The sequence below is a fragment of the Delftia sp. 60 genome (genome assembly GCF_002754395.1).
In the GTDB taxonomy this organism is placed as follows: Bacteria; Pseudomonadota; Gammaproteobacteria; order Burkholderiales; family Burkholderiaceae_C; genus Comamonas; species Comamonas acidovorans.
The window spans coordinates 5,771,465-5,787,834 of the sequence record NZ_PEFD01000001.1 but is presented as its reverse complement, the minus strand read 5'-3'; the positions used below and the strand labels follow the sequence as shown (position 1 = coordinate 5,787,834).

Here is a 16,370-nt window from a genome sequence, read left to right as displayed (position 1 = left end):
TGGAGCGCGTTTTTCTTTCACTGTAGGAAGCCCCTCAATGCCTGTGAATCTCTCCGCTCCCGTGCACGCCGACCTGTTGGCGATCGACGGCGTTCGCATCGGCGTCACCGAAGCCGGTGTGCGCAAGGCCAACCGCAAGGACCTGTCCGTGTTCCTGCTCGACGAGGGCGCTTCGGTGGCTGGCGTGTTCACGCAGAACCGTTTCTGCGCAGCGCCTGTGCAGGTCAGCCGCGAGCATCTGGTTCAGACAGCGGGCGCCATCCGTGCCATGGTCATCAACACAGGCAATGCCAATGCAGGCACTGGCGTCGACGGCCTGGCACGTGCGCGCCGTACCTGCGCAGATCTGGCAGCGCTGCTGCAGCTCAAGCCCGAGCAGATCCTGCCGTTCTCCACTGGCGTGATCATGGAAGAGCTGCCTGTGGACCGCATTGCAGCCGGCCTGCCGGCTGCCATTGCCGCAGCCAAGGCCGACAACTGGGGCACGGCTGCCGAGGGCATCATGACCACCGACACCCTGCCCAAGGCCTTCAGCCGGGCCGTGGACATTGGCGGCAAGCGCGTGAGCATCACCGGCATCAGCAAGGGCGCGGGCATGATCCGCCCCAACATGGCGACCATGCTGGGCTTTCTGGCCACCGATGCGGCCATCGCTCCCGAGCTGCTGCAGCCCCTGGTCAAGGAACTGGCCGACGGCTCGTTCAACCGCGTGACCATCGACGGCGACACATCGACCAACGATTCCTTTGTGCTGGTCGCCACGCACAAGGCCGGCAATGCGCAGATCACTTCGCTGACCAGCGCCGAAGGCCAGGCCCTGAAGGCTGCATTGCTGGATGTGTCGCGTTTGCTGGCCCAGGCCATCGTGCGCGATGGCGAAGGTGCCACCAAGTTCATCACCGTCAAGGTGGAAGGTGGCAAGACCGAGGCCGAGTGCCGCCTGGTGGCCTACTCCATCGCGCATTCGCCCCTGGTCAAGACGGCGTTCTTTGCCAGCGACCCGAACCTGGGCCGCATCCTCGCGGCGGTGGGCTATGCTAGCATCGACGATCTGGACCAGACCAAGATCGACCTGTACCTGAACGATGTGCATGTCGCAGTCAATGGCGGCCGCAATCCTGCCTATCAGGAGGAAGACGGCCAGCGCGTGATGAAGCAGCAGGAGATCATCGTGCGCGTGCTACTGGGCCGAGGGGAGGCCGAGCAGACCGTGTGGACCTGCGATCTGAGCCACGACTACGTGAGCATCAACGCCGACTACCGCTCCTGACTCTCCACCCACCGTGCCGCCGGCAGCCGCAGGCCTTGTGCCTGGCTGCTGCCAGCTTTCAATGGCGGCCGGCGCGCAAAAGCTCTGGCGTTGGCATGAGATCCATCTCGATTCCCGGGCATATCCAGCGTCGGTGGCCGTGAGATCCGTATTCGAGAGAAATCCATGACATTGCCCACAGAAGCCGTCGCCGCCCCCTTGCTGCAACTCGTGCAGCGCGCCGAGCAGCTGATGCAGCGCATCGAGGCCATCCTGCCCCAACCGCTGCAATCCCCCGCAGACTGGAACACCGCGATCGCCTGGCGCTATCGCAAGCGCGCCAATGGCTGCGGCCTGCTGGAGCCCGTGCGCCACGTCGGCGCCATGCAACTGTCCGACCTGCAGAACATCGACGTGCAAAAGGACAAGATCGCGCGCAACACCGAGCAGTTCGTGGCCGGCCGCACGGCCAACAACGTGCTGCTCACCGGCGCGCGCGGCACGGGCAAATCCTCGCTGATCCGTGCCTGCCTGCATGCCTTTGCGTCGCAGGGCCTGCGCCTGATCGAAGTGGACAAGGCCGATCTGACCGACCTGCCCGACATCGTCGATGTGGTGGCCGGCCGGCCCGAGAAGTTCATCATCTATTGCGACGACCTGAGCTTTGAGGAAGGCGAGCCTGGCTACAAGGCCCTGAAGTCCATTCTGGATGGATCGGTCAGCGCCGCCAGCCCGAACGTGCTGGTCTATGCGACCAGCAATCGCCGCCACCTGCTGCCGGAGTACCAGTCCGAGAATCTGACCTACCAGCGCGGCGAGGATGGCGAGCTGCATCCCGGCGAGGTGATTGAGGAAAAGATCTCGCTGTCCGAGCGCTTCGGCCTGTGGGTGAGCTTCTATCCCTTCAGCCAGGACGAGTACCTGCGCGTGGTGGCGCAATGGCTGGAGGCCCTGGGACTGGACCAGGCCACGATCGAGGCCGCGCGTCCTGAGGCCCTGGTTTGGGCGCTGGAACGAGGCTCGCGCAGCGGCCGCGTGGCCCATCAGTTCGCCCGTGACTATGCGGGCCGCGCCGAGCGCCCGAACCAGCGCCAGACCGGCATCGCCGATGTCCATGGGCTGGCCGAAGAGGCCGAGCTCTGACAAGCCTGCTGCCTGGCCTTGGGGTCGGGCGGTTTTTTGCGAAAGATCAAGTGACTGAAAAAGAAATCTCCCTGAACACCGGCGCCGATGCTGCCCAGTCTCAAACGCCGTCTCAAGCGCCGGCCCAGCGCAAGCACACAGAAGTCGCCGTTGGCGTGCTCCTGCGCGAGTCCGATGGTGCGCTGCTGATCACCAGCCGGCCGCCGGGCAAGCCCTATGCCGGCTATTGGGAGTTCCCTGGTGGGAAGATTGAAGCCGGCGAGACCGTGGATCAGGCATTGCGTCGCGAGCTTCAGGAAGAGCTGGGCGTCGAGATCGCAGCAGCCCCCGTCTGGAAGGTGACCGAGCATGACTATCCGCATGCCCTGGTGCGCCTGCACTGGTGCAAGATCACGCGTTGGAGCGGGGAGTTCGAGATGCGAGAAGGCCAGCAGATGGCCTGGCAGCAACTTCCGCTGCAGGTGCAGCCGGTGCTGCCTGGCGCCTATCCGGTGCTGCAATGGCTCAGCGAGGAACGCGGGCTGCCTTTTGATGCCGGCTTCTACGAGGCAGGCCAACCGAAAGTCTGATCAGGCCTGATCAGGGTTCAGTACGAGGATCGCCGAAGGGCGAATCCTCGGGAGGCATGGGCGCAGGCACGCGGAATTCCTCGTTGGCCCAGGCGCCCAGGTCGATCTGGTAGCAGCGCTCGCTGCAAAAGGGCCGAAAGCGGTTGGCCGGCGCGAACAGGCTGGGGCCGCTGCAGGTCGGGCAGCGCACCGTGGGCCCTGCGGATGCGGATGATGCATCGACAGAGTGCGTGGCTTTCGTGGACATGCCGGCAGTCTTTTCCATCAGCTGCAAAGCGTGACCTCGAACGAGGCATCTTCGCTGCAAGGCTGGGGTTTGGCGCCGCTCTCGGGGCGAAGCAGGCGCACTGAAACCAGCAGGCGGTTGCCGCTGATTTCCGGAACAAGATTCAATGCCGGGTCTATGCGAAGGCGCAGCAGCTGAAAGCTGCGACCGGGCGGCATGGCCTGCTGGAACACGCCCTTTTCTGCGGCCACCCATTGCGGCACGCCGGTTTCGCGCAGCATCTTGAGCAGCAGCTGCAGCGACTGACCCAGCGGGGTCAGTGTGCTGGCCCAGTCCTCCAGATCACGCAGTCGCACCTGGGGGTCATGGAACTGCCAGGCGTGATAGGCCGGCAAATCGAAACCGCAGGTGCCGCCAGGGATGCCGATGCGGCTGCGCACGGCCATCAGCCATTCGTTGTCGGTCAGGGACTGGCCGGCCTTTCCGTTCTGGGCATTGAGCTGGGCAAAGCACTGCTCCACATGGCGGGACACCTGGTCGAGCATGTGCTCGGCGATATCGGGGTTGCCGCGCAGGCTGTCGAGCAGGCTCTTGTGGCGTTCGAGGTCCTTGAGCACGTCCGTCTTCAAGTCGGTGCGTGCTGCCACATCCATGATCTCGAAGATGGTGACCAGCGCGAAATGGTGATCGATGGAATGAGCGCGCGACAGCAGCTCGCCCAGGCGGCGATACAGCTGCTCCAGCCTGAGATAGGTCCTCAGGCGCTCATTGAAAGGATATTCGTACAGGATCACGCTTGCTGGGCTCCTCGGGGTGCTCAGGAATCAGCTGTCTACGTCGTGCACATGCTGAATTACACGCACAGGCCAAGCCATGGCGTGCATCATAGCCCGAACCATGCCGAGATTCGATCGCTGCATGCGCGCAAAGCCTCTATCGTCATGGCTTCGTCGTTGTAGAGCACCCAGTCGGCTGCCGCCAGCCGTGCCGCGCGGGTGGCCTGGGCGGCGATGATGGCTTGCACGGCATCGCGGGGCAATCCGTTGCGGGCCATGACGCGTGCGATCTGTGTTTCCGTGCGGCAGTCCACGACCAGCACGGCATTGAGCAGGGCAGGCCAGCGGCCGGACTCCACAAGCAGCGGGATGTCATGCACGATGAGCGCGCATCCGCCATCGGTGGCCTGCTGGACTTCAAGGGCCGTTTGCCGAGCCACCAGGGGGTGGATGATGGCTTCCAGCTGCTGGCGTGCGGCAGGCTGCTGGAAGACCAGTTCGCGCATGCGCGCACGGTCCAGAGCACCGTTCGCATCGATCAGTTCAGGTCCGAAGATGCGTGCAATCTCGGGCAATGCGGCACCTGCCGGGGCGGTGAGGCTGCGCGAGATCTGGTCTGCATCGATGATGCTTGCTCCGCGCAAGGCAAGCTGTGCGGCCACGGTGCTCTTGCCGCTGCCGATGCCGCCGGTCAGGCCCAGCCGGAAAGGGCGCGGGTGCGGACGTGGTGGCGGGGCGTTGCTGGATTCCATGCCGCAGTGTCGGATCAAAGACCGATGGCCGCCAACAGGGATTGCAGCATCTGCTGAGGTCCGAACACCATGGCGGCAAAGCCGGCGCCCGCAAGAAAGGGGCCGAAGGGAACATAGCCACCTTCGCGCAGGCGGCTGTTGATCTTCAGCGCAATGCCCACGATGGCGCCAATCACGGACGAGATCAGGATGATGGGCACAAGAGCCTGCCAGCCAAACCAGGCCCCCAGCGCGGCAAACAGCTTGAAGTCGCCGTAGCCCATGCCTTCCTTGCCGGTGACCAGTTTGAAGGCCCAGTAGACCAGCCACAGCGAGAGATAGCCCGCTGCGGCACCCCAGACCGCGTCGGCCAGAGACACGGTGGTCCAGTGCAGTGCCGATGAAAGCAGCCCGGCCCACAGCAAGGGCAGGGTGATGTCGTCGGGGAGCAGTGTGGTATCCCAGTCGATCAATGCCAGGCTCAGCAAGGCGGCGCTGAACAGGCACCAGATGGCGCCCGTGGGCGTGATGCCCCATTGCATCGTGCAGTAGGCGAATAGCGCGGCGCAGGCCAGTTCCACCAGCGGGTAGCGGATGCTGATCGATGCCTTGCATTCCGAGCACCGGCCCCGCAGCGCCAGATAGCTGAGCACGGGAATGTTCTCGTACCAGTGGATGGCATGGCCGCAATGCGGGCAGCGCGAGCGGGGGCGGCTCAGGCTCAGGGGAGCCTCGGCAGGGTCAGTCGCGGCAGCAGATGGAGGTGCGGCGCCGGATTGCTCCTGCGCCCATTGGGCGCATTCCGCATTCCATTGCTGTTCCATCATGCGTGGCAGCCTGTGCACCACCACGTTGAGAAAGCTGCCGACCAACAGGCCCAGCAGGCCGCCCAATGCAGCCTGCATCCAGAGTTCCAAAACCATCAGACCACCTGACCCAGCTTGAAGATGGGCAGATACATCGAAACCACGATGCCGCCGATGAGGGTGCCCAGGAAAACAATGATGATGGGCTCCATCAGGCTGGACAGGCCAGCCACCATGTCATCGACCTCTTCCTCGTAGAAATCGGCTGCCTTGCCAAGCATGTGGTCGATGGAGCCGGATTCCTCGCCGATGGCGCACATCTGCAGCACCATGGAGGGAAAGACGTTGGCATTGGTCATGGCCACCGTGAGGCTGGTGCCGGTGGAGACTTCCTGCTGGATCTTCTCGGTGGCATTGGCGTAGATGGCATTTCCGGAGGCGCCGCCGACGGAATCCAGTGCTTCGACCAGCGGAACGCCTGCAGCAAACATGGTCGACAGCGTGCGCGTCCAGCGTGCAACGCAGGACTTTTCGATCAATGCGCCAAAGACCGGTATCTTCAACATTGCACGATCCATGAACTGCTGCATGCGCTCATTGCGCTTCCAGGCCTGCATGAAGAAGTAGAAGCCGCCTCCGATCACGCCGAAGATTACCCACCACCATTGGACAAAGATGTCGCTGACACCCATCACGAACAGAGTCGGGGCCGGCAGATCCGCACCGAACGAGCTGAACACGTCCTTGAAGGCCGGGATCACGAAAAGCATGATGATGGTCACGACGATGAAGGCCACAACGACCACCGAAATCGGATACATCAACGCCGACTTGATTTTGGACTTGATGGCTTCGGTCTTCTCCATGTAGGTGGCCAGGCGGTCCAGCAGGGCTTCCAGGATACCGGCAGCTTCGCCTGCCTCCACCAGATTGCAGTAGAGGCTGTCGAAGTAAAGGGGGTGCTTGCGATAGGCCGCATTCAGTGAGGTGCCGGTCTCCACGTCGGAGCGGATATCGGCCAGCAGGCGCGTCACACTGGGGTTGGTGTTGCCGCGCCCGACGATGTCGAAGGCCTGTAGCAGAGGGACGCCGGCCTTCATCATCGTGGCCATCTGGCGCGTGAACAGCGCGATGTCCTTGGGCTTGATCTTCTTGCCGCCGCGCGTACGGCGCTTCTTGATCTTGCTGGGAAGCACGCCCTGACGGCGCAGCATGGCCTGGACCTGATTGATGCCCCCGGCCCGGGTTTCGCCGCGGACGATCTTGCCGTTGCGATCCTTGCCCTCCCATTCAAAGACAAATTCCTTGATTCCCTTGGACGCGGCTGTGGCCATCGTGCTCCCTCTTTTGTTGTCTGCGCTGTCCGCGCTATTTACTCATTGGTGACTGCCAGCACTTCTTCGAGCGAGGTCAGTCCTAGTCTGGCCTTGTGCAGTCCGGATCCGCGCAGAGACCGGACGCCTTCACGCTTGGCCTGTGCCGCGATCTCCAGCGCGCTGCCGTCCTGCAGGATGATGCGCTGGATTTCCTCGCTGATCGGCATCACCTGGTAGATGCCGACGCGTCCCTTGTAGCCGTTGTTGCATGCCTGGCAGCCCACGGGCTTGTAGGTGACCCAGCTGCCATCAATGTCCGCCTCTTCATAGCCCGCCTCCAGCAGCGCCTCCCGCGGGATATCCGCAGGCTCCTTGCACTGGGGGCACAGGCGCCTGGCCAGCCGCTGGGCGGTGATCAGAATCACGCTCGATGCGATGTTGAAAGGGGCAATGCCCATGTTGCGCATGCGCGTCAACGTGGTCGGTGCATCGTTGGTGTGCAGCGTGGACAGCACCAAGTGGCCGGTCTGTGCGGCCTTGATCGAGATGTCGGCGGTTTCCAGGTCGCGGATTTCACCGACCATGATGATGTCGGGATCCTGGCGCAGAAAGGCCTTGAGCGCCGTCGCAAAGGTAAGGCCCGCCTTTTCGTTCACATTGACCTGGTTGACGCCGGGCAGGTTGATTTCCGAGGGGTCTTCTGCCGTCGCGATGTTCACCCCGGCCTTGTTCAGCATGTTCAGGCAGGTGTACAGCGACACCGTCTTGCCCGAGCCCGTGGGGCCTGTCACCAGAATCATTCCGTAGGGGCGCCCGATGGCTTCGATCAGACGTGCCTTTTCCTCGGGTTCGTAGCCCAGGGCATCAATGCCCATCTTGGCCGAGCTCGGGTCAAGGATACGGATCACGATCTTCTCGCCAAAGAGCGTGGGCAGGGTGCTCACGCGAAAATCGATGACGCGGTCCGGGCCGACCTTGAGCTTCATGCGGCCATCTTGAGGAACACGTTTTTCCGAGATGTCCAGGCGCGAGATCACCTTGATGCGCGAGGCCAACTTCTCCTTTATGGCAATGGGCGGTGATGCGATTTCGCGCAACTCGCCGTCAATGCGGAAGCGTACGCGATATTGATGTTCGTAGGGCTCGAAATGCAGGTCCGACGCGCGCATGTTGAAGGCGTCGAGCAGCATTTTGTGCAGGAACTTGACGATGGGCGCGTCCTCGACGTCCGCTGCCGCCGTGTTGTCTTTCTCCTCGGCAACCTCGTCGGGCTTGAGGTCGCCAAACTCGAAATCGCCGCCCCCGCTGTAGCTCTCCATGGCTTCGCTGGCGCTTTTGCTCTGCTGAGCTATCAGGCGTTCCAGCTTGTCGGCCTCGACGATGATCCAATCCACGCCTAGCTGGGTGGTGAACTTGATCTGCTCTGCAGCTTCCTGCTGTGTCGGGTCGGCCGTGGCCACCGTGATGCGGTTGCCGCGCTTGCTCAAGGGGAGGACGCGATAGGAGCTGATGATCTTGGCGTCCAGCAACTCGTGCGGCAGGCGCGCGGCGTTGATGGCATCTAGATCGAGCAGTGGCGCGCTGAACATGGTTGAGACCGTCTCGGCCACTTCCAGGGCCGAGAGGATGCCCGCGTTGCTCAACTCGGCAATGAACGAGGTGCGGTTGGTGCCGGCCTTGCTGGCGGCGGCTTCCGCTGCCTGCTGCGATACCTTGCCTGCTGATATCAGGGCTCGCCCGATGCCGGGAAGCGATGCAACAGCGGAAGCATTCTTGAGCGAGGAGTCAGCAACAGCCATGTAGCAAGACGTTTGAGAGGAAAGGACATTTATCCTATCATCCCTGAAGGCTTGAAAGGCCAGACGCACTGTTGCGCGCCCAAGTCTTGAACTTGGCTCAATGGTGGCGTGGTGATGAAGTGACCAGAAATGGTCGGGGTGAGAGGATTCGAACCTCCGGCCTCTACGTCCCGAACGTAGCGCTCTACCAGGCTAAGCTACACCCCGTTGCTTTTGTAGACAAAGCAATGCAGCCTGAAATCAGGTGCGTCGCTCCAAAAGCTGAGAGGCTAATTGTAGCAAACTTGCCGTATGCAAATTGCTCGGGAGCACATTTATTGCGTCGATGGCGCGGCGTGCCTCGGCGTGTGCAGCCTCGCGTGCCACATCCAGCGCACCTGTGCTGCGCACGATATCCACCACGGCAGACAACTGCTCGGTTGAGCCCTGCTCGATGGCGTTGCGCACGATGGCAGCCTGCTCCGGAGTGCCGCGCTGCATGGCGGCAATCAGCGGCAGGGTGCACTTGCCTTCGCGCAGGTCGTCGCCCAGGTTCTTGCCCATTTCCTGGGTGTCGCCCGTGTAGTCGAGCACGTCGTCAATGATCTGGAAGGCGGTGCCCAGGGCCTGGCCATAGATGGCGCAGGCCTGTTCGATCTCGCGGGGTGCGTCGGCCAGCACGGCGCCTAGCTGGGCGCTGGCCTCGAACAACTGGGCGGTCTTGGAGCGGATGACGTGCAGGTAACCGGCTTCGTCCAGCGAGGCATCGTGCGTGTTGATGAGCTGCTGAACCTCGCCCTCGGCGATCACGTTGGTGGCGTCCGAGAGGATCTTGAGCACACGCATGCTGCCCACTTCCACCATCATCTGGAAGGAGCGCGAGTGCAGGAAGTCGCCGACCAGCACGCTGGCCGGATTGCCGAAGGTCTCGTTGGCCGTGGGGCGGCCACGGCGCAGGGTGGACTCGTCCACCACGTCGTCGTGCAGCAAGGTGGCGGTATGAATCAGCTCGACCACGGCCGCCAGGACATGCCTGTCCCTGCCTTCGTAGCCCAGCGCATTGCAGACCATGAGCAGCAGGGCCGGGCGAAGGCGCTTGCCGCCTGCAGCGATGATGTACTGGGAGATCTGGGCAATCAGCGGGACGGTGGTCGTCAGGCGCTGGGCGATCACATGATCCACCTCGCGCATGTCGTCAGTGATCAGGGCAAGCGGATTGGGGGTGGAGAGAGCTGTGGTCAAGGTACTGTGGCCGCCAAGTGGATCGGCAATTATAGGAAGAGCGATCCCGCCTGCGGCCCGCCCTGGCGGTTGTTTGGGCGCGGGGTGGGAGCGCTTCATGCAAAGAATGTGAGTGCGTGCTAGAATCTCCGGCTTCCGTGGAAATTCGTTCGCGGAACTCTCAAATTCAAGAGGTTTAAATGTACGCAGTCATAAAAACCGGCGGCAAGCAGTATCGCGTTGCAGCCGGCGAAAAGATCAAGGTAGAACAGATTGCTGCGGACGTAGGCCAAGAAGTTGTGATCGATCAGGTTCTGGCAGTCGGCAACGGCGCTGAAATCAAGGTCGGCACACCTCTGGTGTCCGGTGCGTCTGTCAAGGCAACCGTGGTTGCTCACGGCAAGCACGACAAAGTGCACATCTTCAAGATGCGCCGTCGTAAGCATTATCAGAAGCGCCAAGGCCATCGCCAGCAGTTCACAGAGCTGCAGATCGTGGCGATCGCTGCTTAATTCAGGAGCTGAGTCATGGCACAGAAAAAAGGCGGCGGCTCTACGCGAAACGGGCGCGATTCCAAGCCCAAAATGCTCGGCGTGAAGGCTTTCGGTGGTGAACTGATCACGGCCGGCTCGATCATCGTGCGCCAACGTGGCACCAAGTTCCATCCCGGCGACAACGTCGGCGTGGGCAAGGACCACACCCTGTACGCTCTGGTGGACGGCCACGTGTCGTTTGCTGTCAAGGGTGCACTGTCCAAGCACACGGTCAATGTGACGGCTGCCTAAGCCCTGTCACTTCGACGCTCGAAGCCCCGACCTGTCGGGGCTTTGTCGTTTCAGGAGGGTTGTGCATCGTGCCTTCGCCCTCTTTTCCGTCTCTGAGGTGTGGCCTGGGGCTGTCTGGTGCACACTGCTTTTTGTAAACTGGATGCCTCATGAAGTTCGTCGACGAAGCTTATATCGACATTTCCGCCGGTGACGGCGGCAATGGCTGCGTGTCATTCCGGCACGAAAAATACAAGGAATTTGGCGGTCCCGATGGTGGAGACGGTGGCCGTGGCGGCCATGTCTACGCGGTGGCCGATGTCAACCTCAACACTCTGGTGGACTACCGCTTCTCGCGCCGGCACGATGCCACGCGCGGTGAGCACGGCAAGGGCTCGGACATGTTCGGCGCAGCGGGCAACGACATCACGCTGCGCATGCCGGTTGGCACCATCATCAGTGATGCCGAAACCGGCGAGGTGCTCTACGAGCTGCTGACGGCCGGTGAGGTAGTCACCATTGCCAAGGGTGGCGACGGCGGCTACGGCAACCTGCGCTTCAAGAGCGCGATCAACCGCGCGCCTCGGCAAAAGACACCCGGCTGGCCTGGCGAGCGCAAGAATCTCAAGCTGGAGCTCAAGGTGCTGGCCGACGTGGGCCTGCTGGGCATGCCCAATGCGGGCAAGTCCACCTTCATTGCCGCGGTCTCCAATGCGCGCCCCAAGATTGCCGACTACCCGTTCACCACGCTGCATCCCAATTTGGGCGTGGTGCGCGTCGCTGCCGAGCAGAGCTTTGTGGTGGCCGACATCCCTGGCCTGATCGAAGGCGCCTCGGAAGGTGCGGGCCTGGGTCACCAGTTCCTGCGCCATCTGCAGCGCACCCGATTGCTGCTGCATGTGGTGGACCTGGCGCCGTTCGATGACAGCGTGGATCCTGTGGCCCAGGCCAAGGCCATCGTGGGCGAGCTGCAGAAGTACGATGCCGAGCTGTACAACAAGCCGCGCTGGCTGGTGCTCAACAAGCTGGACATGGTGCCGGCCGAGGAGCGCGCCGCACGCGTCAAGGACTTCGTCAAGCGTTTCAAGTGGAAGGGTCCGGTCTTCGAGATTTCCGCCCTGACGCGCGAAGGCTGTGAAGTGCTGATCCGCACCATCTACAAACATGTGCATGAGCAGCAGCAGATTGAGGCCGGTCCCAAGGAAATCGATCCGCGCTTCGTCGAAGTCGAGGGTGATGGCGTGGATCTCACCGATCCGCGTTTTGCTCCCCGCGATTCCGAGTAAGAGCCGCCTGCCGCTCCCATCGCCTTGAACACAACAGCGGCGCGGCCTGCCTGGGCCTGCGCTGCAAGAATCACTATCCATCCATGTCTTCCAACTTGTTGCGTGATGCCCATCGCATCGTGGTCAAGGTCGGCTCCAGCCTGGTGACCAATGAAGGTCGCGGTCTTGATGAAGCCGCCATCCAGGAGTGGAGCCGCCAGTTGGCGGCCCTGGTGCGCGGGGATGAGAGCCATGGCGGTCAGCGGCGCGAGGTGATCATGGTCTCCAGCGGCGCGGTGGCTGAAGGCATGAAGCGCCTTGGCTGGGCCGCGCGGCCCAAGGAGATCCATGAGCTGCAGGCCGCTGCAGCCGTGGGCCAGATGGGGCTGATACAGATGTATGAGTCCAAGCTGCGCGAACAGGGCATGGGCAGTGCCCAGGTGCTGCTCACGCATGCCGACCTGGCGGACCGCGAGCGCTATCTGAATGCGCGCAACACCTTGCTGACGCTGCTGGAACTGGGCATCGTGCCGGTGATCAACGAGAACGACACCGTGGTCAACGATGAGATCAAGTTCGGCGACAACGACACCCTGGGTGCTTTGGTGGCGAACCTGATCGAAGCCGATGCCCTGGTCATCCTGACTGATCAGCGAGGCCTTTACAGCGCCGACCCGCGCAGCAATCCCGATGCGCGTTTCATCGACGTGGCAAATGCCGGCGATCCTGCGCTGGAGGAGATGGCGGGCGGTGCGGGCTCGTCCATCGGCAAGGGTGGGATGATCACCAAGATCCTCGCGGCCAAGCGTGCGGCGGGGTCGGGTGCTTCAACCGTCATCGCCTGGGGTCGCGAACAGGACGTGCTGGTGCGTCTGGCTGCGGGCGAGTCCATTGGCACGCTGCTCGTGGCGCAGACCCACAAGAACCAGGCGCGCAAGCAGTGGATTGCCGACCATCTGCAGCTGCGCGGCTCCGTGTCCGTGGATGCCGGCGCCGTGGCCAAGCTGCGCGACGAAGGCAAGAGCCTGCTGCCCATCGGCATGGTGAATGTGGATGGCGAATTCGCCCGCGGCGATGTGATTGCCGTGCGCGATGCGCTGGGCATCGAGGTGGCGCGTGGTCTGGCCAACTATGCAAGTGCCGAGGCGCGCCTGCTTTGTCGTAAGAGCTCGGTGGAGATCGAGCGCCTGCTGGGCTACTCCGCAGGCCCGGAGATGGTGCACCGCGACAACATGGTGATTGCCGGGCACTGATGCCTGCGCAATCGGGGTAACGAAAAAGCGCACCCTCGGGTGCGCTTTTGCATGGAGCCTTTGGCTTCAGGCCTTGCCTGGATCGGGCTGCAAGATCTGCTGCTGCCCTGACTGTGGATCAGGATCGAAGCAGGCGCCAGGCGGCAACTCCATGCCGGGATTGACGCGAAAGCTGCCTGAGCGCGCCGGATGCAAGCCTGGAGCGCCATAGGTTTCGGGGCCTGTTTCATGGGCTTCCCTGGGGCGCATGCCGCTGCGAAGATAGCGGTTGCGCTGCTGCTCGCCCCGTGGCAGAAAGCGTGCCAGCTCGGTCAGGGCCATCTCGTAGACGCCGCGTTTGAACTCCACCACCACATCCAGTGGCACCCAGTAGTCGTTCCAGCGCCAGGCGTCGAATTCGGGGTGGTCCGTGGCACGCAGGTTCAAATCCCAGTCGTGACCCATGAGTTGCAGCAAATACCAGATCTGCTTCTGGCCTTTGTAGTGTCCGCGCGCATCGCGGCGGATGTACCGGTCTGGCACCTCGTAGCGCAACCAGTCCCGGGTGCGGGCGACCACGCGAACGTGGTTGGGCATCAACCCCACTTCCTCATGCAGTTCCCGGAACATGGCCTGTTCGGGTGTCTCCCCCCGGTCAATGCCGCCCTGTGGAAACTGCCAGCTGTGGGTGCGGATGCGCTTGCCCCAGAACACCTGGTTCTTTTGGTTGAGCAGGATGATGCCGACGTTCGGGCGAAATCCGTCCCGGTCAAGCATAATCGAACCCCAATTTTCTGAATTGTGTCCATTATGCACGGTGCCTTGCCAGCGGCAAGCACGCTGCCCCGATTCCCGCGAAGCCCCTGATCCATGAAAGCCTCCCAATTTTTCATCTCCACCCTCAAGGAAGCTCCGGCCGACGCCGAAGTGGTCAGCCACAAGCTCATGACGCGGGCCGGCCTGATCAAGAAGCTGGGCGCAGGCATCTATAACTACATGCCCATGGGGCTGCGCGTGATCCGCAAGGTCGAGGCCATCGTGCGCGAGGAAATGAACCGTGCCGGTGCCGTGGAAGTGACCATGCCCGTGGTCCAGCCTGCCGAGATGTGGGAGGAGACCGGCCGCTTCGAGAAGATGGGCCCCGAGCTGCTGCGCATCAAGGACCGCCATGGCCGTGACTTCGTGATCCAGCCCACCAGCGAAGAGGTGGTGACGGACATTGCGCGCCAGGAGCTCAAGAGCTACAAGCAGCTGCCCAAGAATTTCTACCAGATCCAGACCAAGTTCCGCGACGAGCGCCGCCCGCGCTTTGGCCTGATGCGCGGCCGCGAGTTCATCATGAAGGACGCCTATTCCTTCGACAAGGACCGCGACACCGCCCAGATCAGCTACCAGACCATGCGCGCGGCCTACAAGCGCATCTTCGATCGCTTTGGCCTGCAGTACCGTGCCGTGCGTGCCGACAGCGGCGCCATCGGCGGTGATCTGAGCGAGGAATTCCAGGTGATCGCCTCCACGGGCGAAGACGCCATCGTCTACTGCCCCAGCAGCGACTACGCCGCCAATATCGAGAAGGCCGAGGCCCTGGCGCCTGCAGGCCCCCGTCCCGCTGCAGCCCAGGCCATGGCCCGTGTGGCAACGCCGGGCAACAGCACCTGCGAATCCGTGGCCGCCCAGCTGGGCCTGCCGCTGTCGCAGACGGTGAAGTCCCTGGTGCTGGCCACCGACAAGCTCGACGACAAGGGCGATGTGGCGGGAAGCCAGGTCTGGCTGCTGCTGCTGCGTGGCGACCATGAGATGAACGAGATCAAGGTGGCCAAGGTGCCTGGCCTGGACGTGGGCTTCCGCTTTGCCACTGTGGCCGAGATCGAGGAGCACTTCGGCTGCCAGCCCGGGTACCTGGGCCCCATCGGCCTGAAGCAGCCCGTGAAGCTGGTCGTAGACCGCGAGGTGGCCGTGATGGCCGACTGGGTCTGCGGCGCGAACGAGGCCGACTTCCACATCACCGGCGTGAACTTTGGCCGTGACCTGCCTGAGCCCGATGTCGTGGCCGACCTGCGCAATGTGGTGGCCGGCGACAAGTCGCCCGATGGCGCAGGTGAGCTGGCCATTGAGCGCGGCATTGAAGTCGGCCATGTGTTCTACCTGGGCACCAAGTACTCCCAGGCCATGAATGCCACCTTCCTGGCCGAGAACGGCAAGCCCTCGCTGTTTGAAATGGGTTGCTATGGCATTGGCGTGACACGCCTGCCGGCTGCCGCCATCGAGCAGAACCATGATGAGCGCGGCATCATCTGGCCCGACGCGATTGCACCCTTCACCGTGGTGGTCTGCCCCATCGGCATGGACCGCAGCGAGCCCGTGAAGGAAGCCGCCGAGAAGCTGCATGCCGAGCTGCTGGCACTGGGCGTGGACGTGATCCTGGACGACCGCGGCGAACGCCCGGGCGCCATGTTTGCCGATTGGGAACTGATTGGCGTGCCGCACCGCGTGGTGCTGTCCGACCGGGGCCTGAAGGAAGGCCAGGTCGAGTACCAGCATCGCCGCGACACGGAAGCGACCAAGATGGCCGCTGCCGATGTGCTGGGCCATCTCAAGCAGAGGCTGGGTCTGTGAGCCAGGCCCCCGTGATAGCGCGCCGCGATTGCCTGCGCCTGGCGGCTTCGCTGGGTGCTGCGCCGTTGCTGGGCGCGGTGGCCGCGCCCGCCTGGGCCGGCGGGCAGCTGGAAGAGCCGCTGGCCGATTCGGTGCGCACCGCGCTGAGTTCGGCCGTCACGGGATCGGCGCCGCCCGAGCTGCGCTTTGCCTCCACCGAGGCCCGCATGGACTACCTGCGCTGGCTCACGGCCAGCAGCGAGCGCCTGCGCTCGCGCAAGCCCGAGCTTGCAACACGGCTGGAGTTCCTGCAAACCGTTTGGTACGAGGCCAAGCGCGCCGGCCTGGAAGTCTCGCTGGTGATGGGGCTGGTGCAGGTGGAGAGCGCGTTCCGCAAGTTCGCCATCTCCAGCGTGGGCGCGCGCGGCTATATGCAGATCATGCCGTTCTGGATGCGGCTGATCGGCGATGGCGACATCGGCAAGCTGTTCCACATGCAGACCAATCTGCGCTTTGGCTGCGTGATCCTGCGCCACTATCTGGACCGCGAAAACGGCGATGCCTACATGGCGCTGGGCCGCTACAACGGCAGCCGCGGCCAGCCCCAGTATCCGAATGCGGTGTTTGCTGCGCAGCGCCGCTGGGAGATCGAGCCTTCGCGCTCGGCCTGAGGGGCCGCAGGCTGGCGCCTGGCGGCAG

The 16,370-nt window shown here is 63.2% G+C and carries 17 protein-coding genes and 1 tRNA gene; 9 read left to right on the top strand and 9 right to left on the bottom strand.

All coding sequences use genetic code 11. The features are described 5' to 3' along the window. Positions 1-37: 37 nt before the first annotated feature. The 3 genes from argJ (at position 38) to CLV01_RS26065 (ending at position 2,961) form a co-directional block, all read left to right on the top strand. Positions 38-1,270 (top strand): bifunctional glutamate N-acetyltransferase/amino-acid acetyltransferase ArgJ, encoded by a 1,233-nt coding sequence (argJ, locus tag CLV01_RS26075; protein WP_099732884.1) that lies wholly within the window; start codon positions 38-40, stop codon positions 1,268-1,270. Between the two features lie 165 nt (positions 1,271-1,435). After that, positions 1,436-2,392, top strand: a complete 957-nt coding sequence (locus tag CLV01_RS26070) for an ATP-binding protein (RefSeq protein ID WP_099732885.1) — start codon at positions 1,436-1,438, stop codon at positions 2,390-2,392. 50 nt (positions 2,393-2,442) lie between these two features. Beyond that, positions 2,443-2,961, top strand: coding sequence for a (deoxy)nucleoside triphosphate pyrophosphohydrolase (locus CLV01_RS26065; protein ID WP_099732886.1), 519 nt, complete (start codon positions 2,443-2,445; stop codon positions 2,959-2,961). A 10-nt stretch (positions 2,962-2,971) separates the two neighbouring features. Here CLV01_RS26065 and CLV01_RS26060 read toward each other — a convergent pair whose 3' ends face one another. The 8 genes from CLV01_RS26060 to CLV01_RS26025 all read right to left on the bottom strand — a co-directional run bounded on the left by CLV01_RS26060 (position 2,972) and on the right by CLV01_RS26025 (position 9,785). Next, entirely contained in the window at positions 2,972-3,208 is a 237-nt protein-coding gene (locus tag CLV01_RS26060; RefSeq protein ID WP_085930583.1) for a DNA gyrase inhibitor YacG, read from the bottom strand. A gap of 17 nt (positions 3,209-3,225) precedes the next feature. Further along, on the bottom strand, positions 3,226-3,981 hold the full coding sequence (gene zapD / locus CLV01_RS26055; RefSeq protein WP_012207290.1) for a cell division protein ZapD: 756 nt from the start codon (positions 3,979-3,981) through the stop codon (positions 3,226-3,228). 89 nt (positions 3,982-4,070) lie between these two features. Next, positions 4,071-4,715, bottom strand: a complete 645-nt coding sequence (coaE, locus tag CLV01_RS26050) for a dephospho-CoA kinase (RefSeq protein ID WP_099732887.1) — start codon at positions 4,713-4,715, stop codon at positions 4,071-4,073. A gap of 14 nt (positions 4,716-4,729) precedes the next feature. Beyond that, the gene (locus CLV01_RS26045) at positions 4,730-5,617 is read right to left on the bottom strand and encodes a prepilin peptidase (protein ID WP_099732888.1); all 888 of its coding nucleotides are present in this window, start codon (positions 5,615-5,617) and stop codon (positions 4,730-4,732) included. Beyond that, entirely contained in the window at positions 5,617-6,834 is a 1,218-nt protein-coding gene (locus tag CLV01_RS26040; RefSeq protein WP_099732889.1) for a type II secretion system F family protein, read from the bottom strand. Before CLV01_RS26040 ends, CLV01_RS26045 begins: the two co-directional genes overlap by 1 nt. A gap of 38 nt (positions 6,835-6,872) precedes the next feature. Further along, positions 6,873-8,615, bottom strand: coding sequence for a type IV-A pilus assembly ATPase PilB (pilB, locus tag CLV01_RS26035; protein ID WP_099732890.1), 1,743 nt, complete (start codon positions 8,613-8,615; stop codon positions 6,873-6,875). A 130-nt stretch (positions 8,616-8,745) separates the two neighbouring features. Beyond that, positions 8,746-8,822: transfer RNA gene (locus CLV01_RS26030), tRNA-Pro, on the bottom strand. Positions 8,823-8,855: 33 nt separating this feature from the next. Next, on the bottom strand, positions 8,856-9,785 hold the full coding sequence (locus CLV01_RS26025; RefSeq protein WP_034396917.1) for a polyprenyl synthetase family protein: 930 nt from the start codon (positions 9,783-9,785) through the stop codon (positions 8,856-8,858). A 230-nt stretch (positions 9,786-10,015) separates the two neighbouring features. Between CLV01_RS26025 and rplU the strand changes: the two genes are divergently transcribed. The 4 genes from rplU to proB all read left to right on the top strand — a co-directional run bounded on the left by rplU (position 10,016) and on the right by proB (position 13,097). Next, entirely contained in the window at positions 10,016-10,327 is a 312-nt protein-coding gene (rplU, locus tag CLV01_RS26020; protein WP_012207284.1) for a 50S ribosomal protein L21, read from the top strand. Positions 10,328-10,342: 15 nt separating this feature from the next. Next, positions 10,343-10,600: a 50S ribosomal protein L27 gene (gene rpmA / locus CLV01_RS26015; RefSeq protein ID WP_012207283.1), complete on the top strand. Its 258-nt coding sequence runs from the start codon at positions 10,343-10,345 to the stop codon at positions 10,598-10,600. 149 nt (positions 10,601-10,749) lie between these two features. After that, complete coding sequence (cgtA, locus tag CLV01_RS26010) at positions 10,750-11,865, top strand: Obg family GTPase CgtA (RefSeq protein ID WP_012207282.1); 1,116 nt, start codon at positions 10,750-10,752, stop codon at positions 11,863-11,865. A gap of 83 nt (positions 11,866-11,948) precedes the next feature. Beyond that, positions 11,949-13,097 (top strand): glutamate 5-kinase, encoded by a 1,149-nt coding sequence (proB, locus tag CLV01_RS26005; RefSeq protein WP_012207281.1) that lies wholly within the window; start codon positions 11,949-11,951, stop codon positions 13,095-13,097. 66 nt (positions 13,098-13,163) lie between these two features. Here proB and CLV01_RS26000 read toward each other — a convergent pair whose 3' ends face one another. After that, complete coding sequence (locus CLV01_RS26000; protein ID WP_099732891.1) at positions 13,164-13,853, bottom strand: RNA pyrophosphohydrolase; 690 nt, start codon at positions 13,851-13,853, stop codon at positions 13,164-13,166. A 93-nt stretch (positions 13,854-13,946) separates the two neighbouring features. Here CLV01_RS26000 and CLV01_RS25995 point away from each other — a divergent pair, with 93 nt between their 5' ends. Then, the gene (locus tag CLV01_RS25995; protein WP_065345749.1) at positions 13,947-15,692 is read left to right on the top strand and encodes a proline--tRNA ligase; all 1,746 of its coding nucleotides are present in this window, start codon (positions 13,947-13,949) and stop codon (positions 15,690-15,692) included. Beyond that, entirely contained in the window at positions 15,689-16,342 is a 654-nt protein-coding gene (locus CLV01_RS25990; RefSeq protein WP_034396910.1) for a lytic transglycosylase domain-containing protein, read from the top strand. The genes CLV01_RS25995 and CLV01_RS25990 overlap by 4 nt, the downstream gene beginning before the upstream one ends. Positions 16,343-16,370: the final 28 nt, after the last annotated feature.